Raw genomic sequence first — 15,348 nt, forward strand, 5'->3', positions numbered from 1 at the left:
AGCTCGACGAAACTTTCAACGAATTCGCGGGATATCTGCCGCCGATTCTAACAGCAGCATGCGGCGCCACCGGGCTTACCCTTAAATGACGGGGGGACTTTCCCGACGCATGAAAGCCGCCGGTCGCCAGCTCATCCTTATTCGGCCGCCCATGAGGAAAGCGCTGCGGCGAGACGACGCCATGGCCGCAGCGCCGCGCCGGAGTTACGTTTTTACAACAAACCCCGGGGGGCTGTGCAAATCATACTCTTGGAGGAGGCGGCAAAGGGAATTTCCGCCGGAGGAAGAATCGCGCACCCGGTCGCCGCTGGGGCGGCCCGGGCGCGCGTGCAGCGGTCAGCGCGGCAGCTCGGTCGCGCCCATCAAGTAACCGTCCACCGCGGCGGCGCACTGGCGGCCTTCGCGGATGGCCCACACGACCAGCGACTGGCCACGCCGCATGTCGCCCGCGGCAAAGACCTTATCCACGTTGGTCCGGTAGTCATCCGTGTTGGCACGGGCGTTGCCGCGCGCATCGCGCTCGACGCCGAACGCATCCAGGACCTGCTGCACGGGCGAGACAAACCCCATGGCAAACAGCACCAGGTCGGCCGGGATTTCGAACTCGGAGCCCTCTACCTCGACCATTTTCATCTGCCCGTTGTCGCCCCGCTTCCACTCGACGCGGCACGCCACCAGCGAAGTCACCTTGCCATTCTTGCCCTTGAACGCCTTGGTGGACACCGCCCAGTCGCGCTTGACGCCCTCCTCGTGGGACGACGAGGTGCGCAGCTTGAGCGGCCAATAGGGCCAGGTCAGGGCCTTGTTTTCCGAGGCGGGCGGCTGGGGCATCAGCTCGAACTGGGTCACCGAGGCCGCGCCGTGGCGGTTGCTGGTGCCGACGCAGTCCGAGCCCGTATCGCCGCCGCCGATCACGACCACGTGCTTGCCGGTCGCAAGAATCTGGTCCTTGATCTTGTCGCCCGCCACGACCTTGTTCTGTTGCCGCAGGAAGTCCATCGCGAAATGGACGCCTTGCAATTCGCGTCCCGGCACCTTGAGGTCGCGGGGCGTTTCCGCGCCACCCGCGATTACGATGGCGTCGAACTCAGCCTTGAGCTCGTCCGGCGACTTGACGGTGGCCGAAATGCCGAGCGCCTTGGCATCTTCCGGGCGGCCGATGAAAGTGGAGGGACGGAACACCACCCCTTCCTGCTCCATTTGCGCCATGCGGCGGTCGATCTGCCACTTTTCGAGCTTGAAGTCCGGGATGCCGTAGCGCAGCAGGCCGCCGATGCGGTCGTTCTTCTCGAACACCGTTACGTCGTGGCCGGCGCGCGCCAGCTGCTGGGCGCAGGCCAGGCCCGCCGGGCCCGACCCGACCACGGCGACCTTCTTGCCGGTCTTGGCCTTGGGAGGCCGCGGCGCGACCCAGCCTTGTTCCCAGCCGTGATCGATGATGGCGTGCTCGATCGACTTGATGCCGACGGGATCGTTGTTGATGTTGAGCGTGCACGCGGCTTCGCAAGGCGCGGGGCAGATGCGGCCGGTGAACTCCGGAAAATTATTGGTCGAGTGCAATACGTCCAGCGCCTGCTTCCAGTGCTGGCGATACACCAGGTCATTCCAGTCGGGAATGATGTTGTTGACCGGACAGCCGTTGGTGCAGAACGGAATACCGCAATCCATGCAGCGCGCGCCCTGCTGCTTCGCCTCTTCGTCATTCAGCCGAATGACGAACTCTTTCCAGTGCTTGACCCGCACCTCCGGCGCTTCGGCGGCTTCCTGCAGGCGCTGGTATTCCAGAAATCCGGTGACCTTACCCATGACTCTTTCCTGACAATCCTGTTTGATGCCGGGGGCTTGCGTGCCGTGCCCCGGCGTCCAATTCGTTACTGTTGGCCCGTCGCGGCCGGCGCGCCAGGCACGGCGCGCCGCGCGCAGCCCCTACGCAGCCAGCTTCGCCGGATTCTGGGCGTCCCACAGTTCGCCCAGCGCGCGCCGATACTCGACCGGCATGACCTTGACGAACTTGGAGCGGGAGGTCTCCCAACTGTCCATGATGTCGCGGGCGCGGAAGCTCCCGGTATAGCGGAAGTGGTTCTCTACCAGGCGGCGCAGGATGACCTCGTCGGTCTCGCGCTCTCCGCCGCGGGTCATGCTGTGCCACAGGCGCGGCGAGCCATCGCGCTCCTGCTGGGCCGAAGGCAGCACGGCCTCCAGCTCGACCATCGCCAGGTTGGCGCGCTGCCGGAACGTGCCGTCCGGGTCGTATACGTAAGCCACGCCTCCCGACATGCCGGCGGCAAAGTTGCGACCGGTTTCGCCCAGCACCACGACGGTACCGCCCGTCATGTATTCGCAACCGTGGTCGCCCACGCCTTCCACCACGGCCGCGGCGCCGGAATTACGTACCGCAAACCGCTCGCCGGCAACGCCGTTGAAGTAGGCCTCGCCCGAGAGGGCGCCGTACAAGACCGTGTTGCCCACGATGATGTGCTCGGGCCCGTGGCCGCGGAAGTCGTTGGGCGAGCGGACGATGATGCGCCCGCCGGACAAGCCCTTGCCCACGTAGTCGTTACCGTCGCCCACCAGGTCCAGGGTAATGCCGTGTGCCAGGAACGCGCCGAAGCTCTGGCCGGCCGTGCCGTTGCACTGGATGTGGATGGTGTCGTCGGGCAGGCCTTCGTAGCCGTACTTGCGGGCGACCACGCCCGACAGCATCGCGCCGATGGTGCGGTTGACGTTGCGCACCGTGGTGATGAACGAGACTTTCTCGCCGCGCTCCAAGGCAGGCTTGGCGCGTTCGATCAGCTGATGGTCGAGCGCCTTGGCCAAGCCGTGGTCCTGCTCTTCCGAGTGGCGGCGCGCCACTTCGGCCGGTACCGCGGGCTGGTAGAACACGCGGCTGAAATCCAGGCCACGGGCCTTCCAGTGATCGATGCCGGCGCGCGTGTCGAGCAGGTCGGAGCGGCCGATGAGGTCGTCGAACTTGCGGATGCCCAACTGGGCCATCAGCTCGCGCACTTCCTCGGCAACGAAGAAGAAATAGTTCACCACGTGCTCGGGCTTGCCCTGGAACTTGGCCCGCAACACCGGATCCTGCGTGGCCACGCCGACCGGACAAGTGTTCAGGTGACACTTGCGCATCATGATGCAGCCTTCCACAACCAGCGGGGCGGTCGCGAAGCCGAACTCGTCGGCCCCCAGCAACGCGGCGATCACCACGTCGCGGCCGGTCTTCATCTGGCCATCGGCCTGGACGCGGATGCGGCCGCGCAGGTGATTGAGCACAAGCGTTTGCTGGGTTTCCGCCAGGCCCAACTCCCAGGGCGTGCCGGCGTGCTTGATGGACGACACGGGCGAAGCGCCGGTGCCGCCGTCGTGGCCGGCGATCACCACGTGGTCGGCCTTGGCCTTGGCCACGCCTGCGGCCACCGTGCCGACGCCCACTTCGGACACCAGCTTGACCGAGATCGACGCCTGGGGATTGACGTTCTTCAGGTCGTGGATGAGCTGGGCCAGGTCCTCGATGGAGTAGATATCGTGGTGCGGCGGGGGCGAGATCAGGCCCACGCCCGGCACCGAGAAGCGCAGCTTGGCGATGTACTCGGACACTTTATGGCCCGGCAACTGCCCGCCTTCGCCCGGCTTGGCACCCTGCGCCATCTTGATCTGGATTTGGTCCGCGCTGGCCAGGTATTCGGAGGAAACGCCGAAACGGCCGGAAGCGACCTGCTTGATGCGCGAGCGCAGCGAGTCGCCACTCTTCAGCGGTACGTCGGCCACCACGCGCTCCGCACCCAACACGGACGCCAGCGTGTCGCCGTCCTTGATGCCAGACTTGCCGTGCTTGAGCTCGGCCCGGTAGCGCAGCTCGTCCTCGCCCCCTTCGCCGGTATTGGACTTGCCGCCGATGCGGTTCATGGCGATGGCCAGCACGGAATGCGCCTCCGTGGAGATCGAGCCCAGCGACATGGCGCCGGTCGCAAAGCGCTTGACGATCTCCTTGGCTGGCTCGACTTCATCCAGCGGAATGGCGTTGGCTGGATCGAACTTGAATTCGAACAGGCCGCGCAGGGTCATGTGGCGCTTGCTCTGGTCGTTGATGATCTGCGCATATTCCTTATAGGTGCGGTAGCTGTCCGACCGGGTGGAATGCTGCAGCTTGGCGATGGCGTCCGGCGTCCACATGTGCTCTTCGCCGCGGATGCGGAAGGCGTATTCGCCGCCTTCGTCCAGCGCATTCTCGAGCAACGGGTCGTTGCCGAAGGCCGCCTTGTGCATGCGCAGGGCCTCCTCGGCAACCTCGAAAATGCCGATGCCTTCGATGTTGCTGGCCGTGCCAGGGAAGTACTGGTCCACCAGCGCGCGGTTCAGGCCGACCGCCTCGAAGATCTGGGCACCGGTGTAAGACATGTAGGTCGAGATGCCCATCTTGGACATGACCTTCTGCAAGCCCTTGCCGATGGCCTTCACGTAATTGGCGATGGCCTTTTCGGGCGGCACCTTCTGGTCGTGCTCATGCTCCTTGACCAGGGCTTCCATCGCCAGGTACGGATGCACGGCCTCGGCGCCGTAGCCGCCCAGCAGGGCGAAGTGGTGCACTTCGCGCGCCGAACCGGTCTCCACGACCAAGCCGGTGCTCGTGCGCAGGCCGGCGCGGATCAGGTGCTGGTGCACGGCAGAGGTCGCAAGCAGGGCCGGGATGGGCACGCGCGTGGCGTCGACCTGGCGGTCGGACACGATCAGGATGTTGTAGCCGCTCTTGACGGCGTCGACCGCCTGGGCGCAGAGCGCGGCGATGCGCGCCTGCACGCCTTCCTTGCCCCAGGCGACCGGGTAGGTGATGTCGAGCTCGAAGCTCTTGAACTTGCCGTTAGTGACCCGCTCGATGCGGCGGATTTGCGCCATGTCGGCGAAGTCGAGCACGGGCTGCGCGACTTCCAGCCGCAGCGGCGGGTTGACGTTGTTGATGTCCAGCAGGTTGGGCTTGGGCCCGATGAACGACACCAGGGACATGACCAGATTCTCGCGGATCGGGTCGATCGGCGGGTTGGTCACCTGGGCGAAGAGCTGCCGGAAGTAGTTGTAAAGGCTCTTGTTCTTGTTGGACAACACGGCCAGCGGCGCGTCGTTGCCCATGGAGCCCGTGGCCTCCTCGCCAAGCGTGGCCATGGGCCGAAGGATGAACTTATAGTCTTCCTGCGTCCAGCCAAAGGCCTGCTGGCGGTCCAGCATGGGCACTGGGGAACGGCTTTCCTCGATTTCTTCCTTCGCCGGCTCGGGCAGCGTATCGAGCTTGATGCGGATGCGCTCGATCCACTGGCGGTAAGGCTTGCTGTTGGCGAGCTGATCCTTGAGCTCCTTGTCGTCGATGATGCGGCCCAGTTCCAGGTCGATGAGGAACATCTTGCCCGGCTGCAGGCGCCATTTCTTGACGATCTTGCTCTGGGGAACGGGCAGTACGCCGGATTCCGACGCCATGATGACGAGATCGTCGTCAGTGACGATGTAGCGTGCCGGCCGCAGGCCGTTGCGGTCGAGCGTGGCGCCAATCTGGCGGCCGTCGGTGAAGGCGATGGCCGCCGGGCCGTCCCACGGCTCCATCATGGCGGCGTGATATTCATAGAAGGCGCGGCGGGCTTCGTCCATCTCGGCGTGCTGCTCCCACGCCTCGGGGATCATCATCATCATCGCGTGCGCGATGGGGTAGCCCGCCATGACCAGCAGCTCGAGGCAGTTGTCGAAGGTGGCCGTATCGGACTGCCCTTCGTAGACGATGGGGTACAGCTTCTTGAGATCCTCGCCCAGCACCGGCGACTGCATCACGCCTTCGCGCGCGCGCAGCCAGTTGAAGTTGCCCTTGACCGTGTTGATCTCGCCGTTGTGGGCGATGAGGCGGTACGGATGGGCCAGCGGCCAGGCCGGGAAGGTGTTGGTGGAGAAGCGCTGGTGCACCAGCGCCAGCGCCGTCACGGCGCGGGGGTCTGCCAGGTCGCGATAGTAGCGGCCGACCTGGTCGGCCAGCAGCAGGCCCTTGTAGACCACCGTGCGGGTGGAAATGGACGGGACGAAATATTCCTTGCCGTGCTTGAGCTGCATCTTCTGGATCGCGTGCGAAGCCATCTTGCGGATGACGTACAGCTTGCGCTCCAGGGCGTCCGGCACCATGACGTCGCCACTGCGGCCGATGAAAAGCTGGCGGATGACCGGCTCCATCTGCTTGACCTTGGGCGACATCGGCATGTCTTTGTCGATGGGCACGTCGCGCCAGCCCAGCACGACCTGCCCTTCGGCGCGCACGGCGCGCTCCAGTTCGGCCTCACAGGCGAGGCGCGAGCCCATCTCCTGCGGCAGGAAAACCATGGCGACGCCATACTCGCCAGGCGCGGGCAGCTCGACGCCCTGGGCCGCCATTTCCTCACGGTAGAGCTGGTCGGGGATCTGGATCAGGATGCCGGCCCCGTCGCCCATCAGCGGATCGGCCCCCACCGCGCCGCGGTGGTCCAGGTTCTCGAGGATCTTGAGGCCTTGCTGGATGATGGAGTGGCTCTTTTTGCCCTTGATGTGGGCGACGAAGCCCACGCCACAGGCGTCGTGTTCGTTGGCCGGGTTGTACAAGCCCTGGGCCTTGGGCGCTTGGCCAGGCGCGGGCAGGCCGATGCGGGAGGCGTCGATGACGGCCGTTTGCGGCGCCGGGGCCGAATGGAGTTCCTGGCTGGATTGGGGCATGGTGCGCTCCGCTGGGGGATTCGCCGAGGACGAACCCGGGTACTGGGACATCGAAATGGCGGCGCGCGCACGCAGGCACGCCGCGGGTTCCTGACAATACTGCGGCGCACCACCCTGCGCAAGAAAAATAAAAAGGGGAGCGTCCCCAATTATTTTTAGGGGCCCGAAACAGCAAAATTAAATTGGGGACGCACCACTATCGTGCGGATCTGCGCCACGTCCGCGGTCCGCGGGCTGCTTGCGGGGCCGACCGCGCTTGCCGGCGACCGGCCGACGGCTACTGATGCCCGCCAGGCCCTGCACGAACGCCAGCCCGCCCAATGCCCATTGGCCGTAGAGGGCCTGTTCGATCTGGGCCATCTTGGCCCCCGGCAGCCCCTCCAGCACCAGGGCACGATAGTTGGCCTGGCGATCAAACGGCGTATTGCCGCACCTCCAATAATCCATATGGTCCTGCAACGCCCCGGCCGGGGCGGCCCCCATGTGGGCGGGCGCCGAGGACCAGCGCCAAAGCTCGGCGTCAGCCGCCAGCCCCTGCCGCACTGGAATGGTTTCGAGCCAGACGAGGCTGGGCAGCACCCAGGCGCCGGGCTCGACCAGGGTGGACCGGAAGCGCCCGGCGAACACCCGCCCAATCTGGAGCCTCGCCGCCAGCCGGCGCCCAAGCGACTGGATCAGGCTGGAGATCCCGTTCGGCCCCGAAGGTGTCGCCAGGATCACAAGTTGGTCGAAAGTGAGCGTCCACCCATGGAGTGCCACGCTGTAATGGCGCGCATCGCCGGTCAGCCAAGCAATGACTTGATCCAACATGGCCCCGCCCTCACCCCCCGCCGACAACGGCACGGCGAACCGGGCCTGGGCCAGGTGGGGAAGGTCAGGGGCATACAAACGGGGAAGGCGGGCCATATTAAATTAGGGACGCATTACGCGCGGGGATGGGAATTGCTGGATTTCCGCGAACGATACGCCGATTTCGCGGTCTATGCAGCATGGAGATCACGATTGGGTCGCGTCGGGGCCCGGCGCCGGGCGCGACACTTGAACGCTTCGCCTGGGCGCCGTCCGGCCTGCTGCACTGCAGCGTCATCAACCCCGTCAATCGACGCGATCAAAAAGACCGATTAGCACTCTTTAGCCCAGAGTGCTAACCTTCAGATATGGAGGTAAGCCGTTTATGAAACGTTCGTCGAATCAGTCCAACGCTCTCGTGCCCGCCACAAGCGGCCCCGGTGCGCTGGCGCTCGCCATCGCCAACCCCGGCGCGCTTGGTACGATCGAAGCTTATATCGGCGCCGTCAACCGCCTGCCGGTGCTCACCGCCGAGCAGGAATACGAGCTGGCCCAGCGCTACCAACAAAAGCAGGATCTGAACGCCGCCCGCGAACTGGTGCTGTCGCACCTGCGCCTGGTCGTGGCCATTGCCCGGCAGTACCTGGGCTACGGGCTGCCACATGCCGACCTCATCCAAGAGGGCAACGTCGGCTTGATGAAGGCCGTCAAGCGCTTCGACCCCACCCGCGGGGTGCGGCTGGTGTCGTTTGCGATTCACTGGATCAAGGCTGAGATCCATGAATACATCCTCAAGAACTGGCGCTTGGTCAAGGTGGCGACCACCAAGGCCCAGCGCAAGCTTTTCTTCAACCTGCGCAGCCTGAAATCGGACAACCACGCCCTGACGCCCGAGCAGGTGGAAGAAATCGCCACCAGCCTGAACGTTCGGCCGCAAGACGTGGCGGAAATGGAAGTCCGGCTCTCCGGCCAGGACATGGCGCTCGAAGCCCGGACCGATGACAGCGAAGCGGAGTTCGCGCCGATTGCTTACCTGTCGGATGAAGGCCAGCACGAGCCGAGCACCATCCTGGAAGAGCGCCGCCGTGACGAACTACACGGCCACGGCCTGCAACAGGCGCTGGAAAGCTTGGACGAACGCTCCCGCCGCATCATCGAAGCACGGTGGCTGAAGGACGAAGGCGGTGCGACCCTGCAGGAGTTGGCCGACGAGTTCGGCGTCTCGGCAGAACGGATCCGCCAGATCGAAGCACGCGCGATGACCAAGATGCGGGGGGCCCTCGCCGCCTACGCCTGACCGCGCATTGCGGCACCCCGGGGCGGCGGGCCTATGCCTAGCCGCCTTTTTTTGGCCGCCGCCAGGCGCGTCACATTCCGTTACGCATCTGGCGGAAATTTACCGACAATACGCCGCACGCATTGAACTTCCAGCGCCCAGCCTAGCCTAACCATCAGGTGGGACGCGCTTGGTGCAACGCCTTGCGTGTCGGAATGCCGGGCTCCCCCCGCCGTCGGCATTCCTGTCGGCCTCGCCGATACCAACCGATGCATCCGCCTCGTTTTTCTCCTCCCTCCCCCATCTGAGGCGGATAGGTTGACGGGACACCTCACGGTGTCCCGTTTTTTTATCCTCACAACAATTGCTTGATATCGCTCGCGAGCGCGTCCACGCCGGTATTGTGGCGGGCCAAAAGGCGCAGCCGGCCTTCCGGGTCATAGATGTAGATGCCCGCGGTATGGTCCATGGTGTAGGAGCCGGGTTCCTTGCCGGGCACCTTGGCATAGAACACGCGGAAGGATTTGGCCACGCGGGCGGTAGCCTCGGGATCGCCCCGCAGGCCCAAGAAGCTGGGGTCGAACTGGGTCACATACGCCTTCAGGATTTCCGGCGTGTCGCGCTCCGGGTCGACCGTGACGAACACGACCTGCAGACGATCCCCGTCCGGACCGAGCTGCGCCTTCACCTGCGCCAGGTCGGCCAGCGTCGTGGGACACACGTCGGGGCACTGCACGAAGCCGAAGAACACCACCAGTACCTTGCCTTTGAAGTCCTGGAGGGCACGGGGACGGCCGTCGAAATCGGGCAGCGACAAATCGGCACCAAGGTCTGCGCCGCTGACGTCGGTGCTATGGAACGAGGGTGCTTTTTCACAAGCGGCGAGCGCCAACGAAGCCACGGCGGCGACGCCGGCGCGCAGGAAAAATCGTCGAAAAACGGAAAAATCGGCAACCATCGCGAACCTTTGGAGAAAAACCCATCCGCCGCCACGCCGGCGACGGGACGGGCACACATGGGCGCCGTAAGGCTCCTTACACCCAGTGATCGACCAGCAGCGCCGCAAACAACAGGGCCAGGTATAGGACAGAAAACTTGAACAGCTTGCGCGCCAGCTCATCGCTGTACGCTCGGTAAAGCTTCCACGCGTACCCGACGAAGACCGCGCCCAAGGCCACGGCGCATGCGAGGTAAACCACCCCGCTCATGCGGATGACGAAAGGCAGCAGCGTCGTCGCGAACAGGGCCACCGAATACAGCAGGATGTGCAGCCGCGTGATTTGCTGGCCGTGGGTGACCGGCAGCATGGGCAGGCCGGCGTTCTCGTAGTCTTTCTTGCGATAAAGGGCCAACGCCCAGAAATGCGGCGGCGTCCAGATGAAGATGATCAGCACCAGCAGCCAGGCCTCGGCCGGCACGCTATTGGCCACCGCCGCCCACCCCAGCGCAGGAGGCATGGCGCCCGACAGCCCGCCGATGACGATGTTCTGCGGCGTGCGCGGCTTCAGGATGACGGTATAGATGATGGCGTAGCCGACGAAGGTGAAGAAGGTCAGCCACATGGTAAGCGGGTTGACGAGGGTATAGAGCACCAGCATGCCCAACCCGCCTACCACGCCTGACATCACGATGATCTGCAGGGCGCCGATGTCGCCCCGGGCCGTGGGCCGGTGCGCCGTCCGCGCCATCCGGGCGTCGACCTGCTCTTCGATCAGGCAATTGATGGCGAACGCAGCCGCCGCGAGCAGCCATATGCCGATCGTCGCCGCGATCACGGTACGCCAGGGCGGTACCGTGGGCGTCGCCAGAAACATGCCGATCACCGCGCAGAACACGGCCAGCTGCGTCACCCTGGGTTTGGTGAGCACCCAATATTGCCGAAGACGCAGACCGACGGTAGACACCCTGACACCATCCATGGAAAAACCCGTAACCTCAAGACGAACGCGGCTGGGCCGCAGACGCGCCCGGGACCCGCGACAACCTGACCAGAAGCGTAACGCACAAAAGGGTCAGGACGGCGGCGCCGCCATTGTGCAGGACGGCGATCACTATAGGCCATTGCAGGAAAATGCTGGTCAGGCCCGTCAGCAGCTGTACCGCCAGCATGGCCAGCAATGCGTGCGAAGGCCCCTGCAGGCCGGCGTGGCGCCGCAGCTTGAGTGCGAGCCATGCGAAATAGAGCAGCACGACGAAGGCGAAGTTGCGGTGGGTCCAGTGGATCGCCGTCAGCGCGTCTTGCGAGATGAGCTCGCCAGAAGGCAATTCACCCAAGCCCCGCATGACCGAGTACCCACTCCGGAAATCCATTTCCGGCAGCCACTGGCCATGGCAGGTGGGAAAATCCATGCAAGCCAGCGCAGCATAGTTGGTGCTGACCCAGCCCCCCAGCGCCAACTGCACGTAAAGCAGTACCAGGCCCAGTGCGACGTATGGACGCCACCTACGCACCCCGGCCGGGATCTCTGGCAGCACTTTCTGCCGGGCGGACAGCCACGTCAGCAGGGCCAGCAGGCTCATGCCGCCCAGCAAGTGCGCCGTCACGACGGCCGGCATGAGTTGATGGGTGACCGTCCAAGCCCCGAACGCGCCTTGCAGGCACACGGCCGGCAGGATCACCGTCGCCAGCCACGGCGACTGCGCCAGCACCTTGCGGTACCTCCACGCCGCCACCGTGATCGCGATGATGAGCAGGCCCAGCAGGGCGCCTACGTAGCGGTGGATCATCTCTATCCACGCCTTGGGCAGCGTGACCGGCCCCTCAGGCAACGCGGAGGCAGCCGCACGTATGTCGTCCAATGCCCCCAGCGGCGTGATCTGGCCATAACAGCCCGGCCAATCCGGGCAGCCCAACCCCGAATCGGTGAGCCGCACGAAGGCACCGAACATGATCAGGTCGAACGTCAGGAACATGGTGACCGCCACCAGCTTCGCGTAGCGTGCACGGATGCGATCGGTCCGGCCCGCGGCCGGCTGTGCCGTATTCATAACTGCCTACCCTACACGCGAAGCGTGCAGCAATTTGCCGATGTCCCCGCGAATACGCGTGGGATCGGGGTTTTCGGGAAAGCGCATCATTTGGTTACCCAGCGGATCAACCAACCAGATGTGCTGCCGCAGCGCCTGTGCAGTGGGACTCACGCCCGGGGGCAAGGCCAGGAAGCGCGCCACCTGCTCGGCGTTCGCCCGTACCATGTGCGTGCCCTCGTACGCGCGGATCACCACGGTAGGCACCGGCTCATCGTCGAGGATCAGCCACACGCGCTCCAGGCGGGTCACGTTCTTGCCCGTGCTGGCATGGGTCTGCCGCATGATGAACAGCTTCTTGGCGCACTCGTCCCCACAATCGCCGCTGTCTGCGGCAAGCATGACCCACTTTCCTTTCAAGCTGCGCAGGTCAAAGGGCGTGCCGTCGAGATCGGTCAACTGCAATTCCACCGCCTCCGGCACGGGGCGCTGCGGTTCGACGAGGTCCCCATAGTTGGTGGCGCCGGGACGCCATTCGAAGAAATAGGCCAGCGCCGCCGCCACGACGGGCGCAGCGCACACGGCGAGCACCGCATATAGCGAAAACAGGGAGCGCCGGCGGCGCTCGGGTCGCCTTGGGTCAGTGTGTCGAGCGGAAAGTTCGGACAAGGACAACTCCAAATGCGATGGCGGCTATCGCCGCAAAAGAAAACCACTGCAACGCGTATCCGCGGTGCGTATCCACATTCGCCGGGGGGCCTGCCCAGTCGCGGCCCAGCCCGTCCGGCGCTGCATCGGTCTGCTCCAGCACGACGGGCAGCAACGCCAGGCCTGCCGCGTGCCCGTAGGCAGCGAGGTCCAGGTTTTGCAGCCGCGGCGGCTCGCCCTTCGAACGGGGCCACTCGCTTGGCAAATCCTGCGCGCGCCCGCCGAATCGGGCGAGATCGAGCAGGCGCGGAATTTGCGAAAGTAGCACCCCGCGGACGGTGACTTCCCCCGCAGGCGTCTCGACCGCTACCGGCCCGTCGGGCATGGGCCTCGGCAGCCAACCACGCAGCACAGCGACTGCAGCACCGGAATCCAAGGCCAAGGGGGTCACCACCCAAAACCCTGGGCGGGAGCCGGACATGCGGTTTTCCAGCAGCACCGTGCGATCTGCCAGCCAATGCCCCGACGCCTCGGCCTGGCGCCAAGGCTTGAGATCGGCCGGACTCGAAGCGGACGAGAGGCGAAGCGGCGGCATCTGCCGTCCTGCTTCCTCCTGCTCCAGCAACGCTTGCTTCTCTTCGGCGCGGTTCAGCTGCCAGCGCCCCAGCGATGCCGTCACGGCGACCGCCATCGCGAGCAACACCAGCGCCGCCCAGGCCTTGCGCCGACCGGCCCGGGACGCCTCGAAGCGGGATGCCGTCAAAACTGCCTCCGTCACCGCCCCCCGCCTGCGATAATGGCAGGCAGAAGGAGAAATACGATGCGCTTCGTGGTCGCCATAGCCTTCATCGGCATTCTTTACAGTCTGGGTTCGGCAGTCGTTTTTCTGATGAAGGACACCGGCAACAGTAAACGCATGGCTTATGCGCTCACCGCGCGCATCAGCCTGTCCGTCCTGCTGTTCCTGTTCGTGCTGTTCGCCCACTGGATGGGCTGGATACAGGCGACCGGCTTCAATTGATCGACGAAGGCTGGCGCCGGGCGCCCGGAAACGAGGCGGAACCGCGAGACGCGCGCCGCGAACTGAAAGCATGGGCTTTCCGCCCACTATTTTGCCGTACCCACAAGGGAATGTGAGTACGGCAAAACGTCGCACCCCACCCGTCGCGGGCGGGGCGGATACGGATCAGAACCAGTAGACGAACAGGTACAGGCCGAGCCAGACCACGTCGACGAAGTGCCAATACCAGGCGGCGCCTTCGAAACCGAAGTGGTTCGTAGGCGTGAAATCGCCCCGGATCAGCCGGCGCAGCATCACCGCCAGCATGATGGCGCCCATGGTGACGTGGAACCCGTGGAAGCCCGTCAGCATGTAGAAGGTCGACCCGAAGGCGCCGGAGCTGAGCTTGAGGTTCAGGTCGGTGTAGGCATGGATGTACTCATAGGCCTGGCATCCCATGAATATTGCACCCAACACGATGGTGATGAACAGCCACAGCGCCGCGCGGGACCGATGGTTGGCGAGCAGCGCATGGTGCGAGATCGTCAGCGTGACGCCGGAGGTGAGCAGCAGCGCGGTGTTGATGGTGGGAATCCAGAACGGCCCCATCGCGGTGAAGGGCTCGATCACGCCGGCCGGGCCGGTATTGGGCCAGGCGCCGGTGAAGTCCGGCCAAAGCAGCATGCGGTGGTCGAGGTCGGCCAACCACGGCGTGGTGTAGACCCGGGCATAGAACAGCGCGCCGAAGAAGGCCGCGAAGAACATGACTTCCGAAAAGATGAACCAGCTCATGCTCCAGCGGTAAGACACGTCGACGCGCTTGCTGTAGAGCCCGCCGTTGGACTCGGCGATTGCGTCCCCGAACCAGCGGTAGAGCACGAACAGGAAGCCGAGCACGCCGGCCAGCACGCACCACGGCCCGACTCCCACCCCGTTCACCCACAAGGCCATGCCCAGCAAGAAGAACAACAGCGACAAGCTCGCCGTGACCGGGTGCATGGACGGGGCAGGCACGAAGTAATAGGGTGCCTCCTTGCCGGAAACCGAGTGACTTGCACTCATCTCAACTCTCCTTCGCGAATTCCACAAAACCGCATGATTTGGAGACGGCCTTGGGGCCGTCCTTGTTCTTCTAGCTGACGACCGACTTGACGATCAGCAGCAACACCACGACAAACACCACCGCCATCAGCACCCCGGCGATGATGACGTAAACAGGATTGAGCTTTTCAGCATCGGCGCGATAGTCCGCGCCGCGCCGCAAGCCCGTGAACGACCACAGCACGGCCCCGAGCGTCTGGAAGAAATTGAGCTTGCGGCCTGCGGCCGACTTCAGGTCGTCGCTCAACTCCGGTCCTCCTCGCCTGCCGGACGTACGCCCGCAGACCGCCCACCCACTTCGAAGAAGGTGTACGACAGCGTGATCGTATGCACGTCTTTGGGCAACTTGGGATCCACCACGAACACCACCGGGAACTCACGCGTCTCACGCGCCTTCAGATCCTGCTGCGAAAAGCAGAAGCATTCGAGCTTCTTGAAATACTGCGCCGCCTGCATGGGCGCGTAGCTCGGAATGGCCTGCCCCGCCATTTCGCGATCCTGCTGGTTGGCGATCTCGTACACGATGGTGGCCAGCTCGCCAGGATGGACTTCCATCGAGCTCTGCACCGGGCGGAAACGCCACGGCCCCTGGATGTTCGCATCGAAGACGATCTTGATCGTGCGGCTGGTGTCGACCTGCGTGTTGCGGGCGAAGCGTGCGGCATCCTCGTCGACCTTGGTCAGCACGTTGATGCCGGTGACTTCGCAGATGGCCCGATAAAGCGGTACCAAGGCGTAACCGAAGCCGAACATCAGCACGATGATGACGGCCAGCTTGGCCAACATCCGGCGATTGTCCATTCCCCGACCCGACTTTTCCATAAGCACCTGCCCTCTACCCAACGCCCCCTAC

Annotated in this window: 13 protein-coding genes; 2 read left to right on the top strand and 11 right to left on the bottom strand. The window is 64.7% G+C overall.

Features of this window, described 5'->3' with window-relative positions; translation table 11 throughout:
* Positions 1 to 336 precede the first annotated feature (336 nt).
* The 3 genes from Q0319_RS13030 to Q0319_RS13040 form a co-directional block, all read right to left on the bottom strand.
* A complete protein-coding gene (locus Q0319_RS13030) occupies positions 337 to 1,806 on the bottom strand; it encodes a glutamate synthase subunit beta (protein WP_299453144.1) in 1,470 nt (489 codons plus the stop codon).
* 120 nt (positions 1,807 to 1,926) lie between these two features.
* Positions 1,927 to 6,714, bottom strand: coding sequence for a glutamate synthase-related protein (locus Q0319_RS13035; RefSeq protein ID WP_296467869.1), 4,788 nt, complete (start codon positions 6,712 to 6,714; stop codon positions 1,927 to 1,929).
* Between the two features lie 177 nt (positions 6,715 to 6,891).
* Positions 6,892 to 7,620, bottom strand: a complete 729-nt coding sequence (locus Q0319_RS13040; RefSeq protein WP_299453148.1) for a hypothetical protein — start codon at positions 7,618 to 7,620, stop codon at positions 6,892 to 6,894.
* 268 nt (positions 7,621 to 7,888) lie between these two features.
* Between Q0319_RS13040 and rpoH the strand changes: the two genes are divergently transcribed.
* A complete protein-coding gene (gene rpoH, locus Q0319_RS13045; RefSeq protein ID WP_296464653.1) occupies positions 7,889 to 8,800 on the top strand; it encodes an RNA polymerase sigma factor RpoH in 912 nt (303 codons plus the stop codon).
* Between the two features lie 334 nt (positions 8,801 to 9,134).
* Here the strand turns inward: rpoH and Q0319_RS13050 are convergent, their stop codons facing one another.
* The 5 genes from Q0319_RS13050 to Q0319_RS13070 all read right to left on the bottom strand — a co-directional run bounded on the left by Q0319_RS13050 (position 9,135) and on the right by Q0319_RS13070 (position 13,157).
* Positions 9,135 to 9,737, bottom strand: coding sequence for an SCO family protein (locus tag Q0319_RS13050; RefSeq protein ID WP_299453151.1), 603 nt, complete (start codon positions 9,735 to 9,737; stop codon positions 9,135 to 9,137).
* Between the two features lie 76 nt (positions 9,738 to 9,813).
* Positions 9,814 to 10,683, bottom strand: coding sequence for a heme o synthase (gene cyoE, locus Q0319_RS13055; protein WP_299453154.1), 870 nt, complete (start codon positions 10,681 to 10,683; stop codon positions 9,814 to 9,816).
* 31 nt (positions 10,684 to 10,714) lie between these two features.
* Positions 10,715 to 11,767, bottom strand: a complete 1,053-nt coding sequence (locus Q0319_RS13060; protein WP_296464662.1) for a COX15/CtaA family protein — start codon at positions 11,765 to 11,767, stop codon at positions 10,715 to 10,717.
* 6 nt (positions 11,768 to 11,773) lie between these two features.
* Positions 11,774 to 12,415, bottom strand: coding sequence for a hypothetical protein (locus Q0319_RS13065; protein ID WP_296464665.1), 642 nt, complete (start codon positions 12,413 to 12,415; stop codon positions 11,774 to 11,776).
* Positions 12,387 to 13,157: an SURF1 family protein gene (locus Q0319_RS13070; protein ID WP_299453157.1), complete on the bottom strand. Its 771-nt coding sequence runs from the start codon at positions 13,155 to 13,157 to the stop codon at positions 12,387 to 12,389. Before Q0319_RS13070 ends, Q0319_RS13065 begins: the two co-directional genes overlap by 29 nt.
* A gap of 57 nt (positions 13,158 to 13,214) precedes the next feature.
* On the opposite strand from Q0319_RS13070, the gene Q0319_RS13075 reads away from it, so the two are divergent.
* Positions 13,215 to 13,415: a twin transmembrane helix small protein gene (locus Q0319_RS13075; protein WP_296464671.1), complete on the top strand. Its 201-nt coding sequence runs from the start codon at positions 13,215 to 13,217 to the stop codon at positions 13,413 to 13,415.
* Positions 13,416 to 13,580: 165 nt separating this feature from the next.
* Here Q0319_RS13075 and Q0319_RS13080 read toward each other — a convergent pair whose 3' ends face one another.
* From Q0319_RS13080 to Q0319_RS13090, 3 genes are all read right to left on the bottom strand, one after another.
* Positions 13,581 to 14,456 (bottom strand): cytochrome c oxidase subunit 3, encoded by an 876-nt coding sequence (locus Q0319_RS13080; protein WP_296464673.1) that lies wholly within the window; start codon positions 14,454 to 14,456, stop codon positions 13,581 to 13,583.
* 70 nt (positions 14,457 to 14,526) lie between these two features.
* Complete coding sequence (locus Q0319_RS13085) at positions 14,527 to 14,742, bottom strand: DUF2970 domain-containing protein (protein ID WP_296464674.1); 216 nt, start codon at positions 14,740 to 14,742, stop codon at positions 14,527 to 14,529.
* Positions 14,739 to 15,317 carry a cytochrome c oxidase assembly protein gene (locus Q0319_RS13090; protein WP_299453160.1) on the bottom strand — a complete coding sequence of 193 codons (579 nt, stop codon included), beginning with the start codon at positions 15,315 to 15,317 and terminating at the stop codon, positions 14,739 to 14,741. The genes Q0319_RS13085 and Q0319_RS13090 overlap by 4 nt, the downstream gene beginning before the upstream one ends.
* Positions 15,318 to 15,348: the final 31 nt, after the last annotated feature.

Origin of the sequence: uncultured Pigmentiphaga sp. (assembly GCF_937950555.1) — a bacterium.
In the GTDB taxonomy this organism is placed as follows: domain Bacteria; phylum Pseudomonadota; class Gammaproteobacteria; order Burkholderiales; family Burkholderiaceae_B; genus Pigmentiphaga.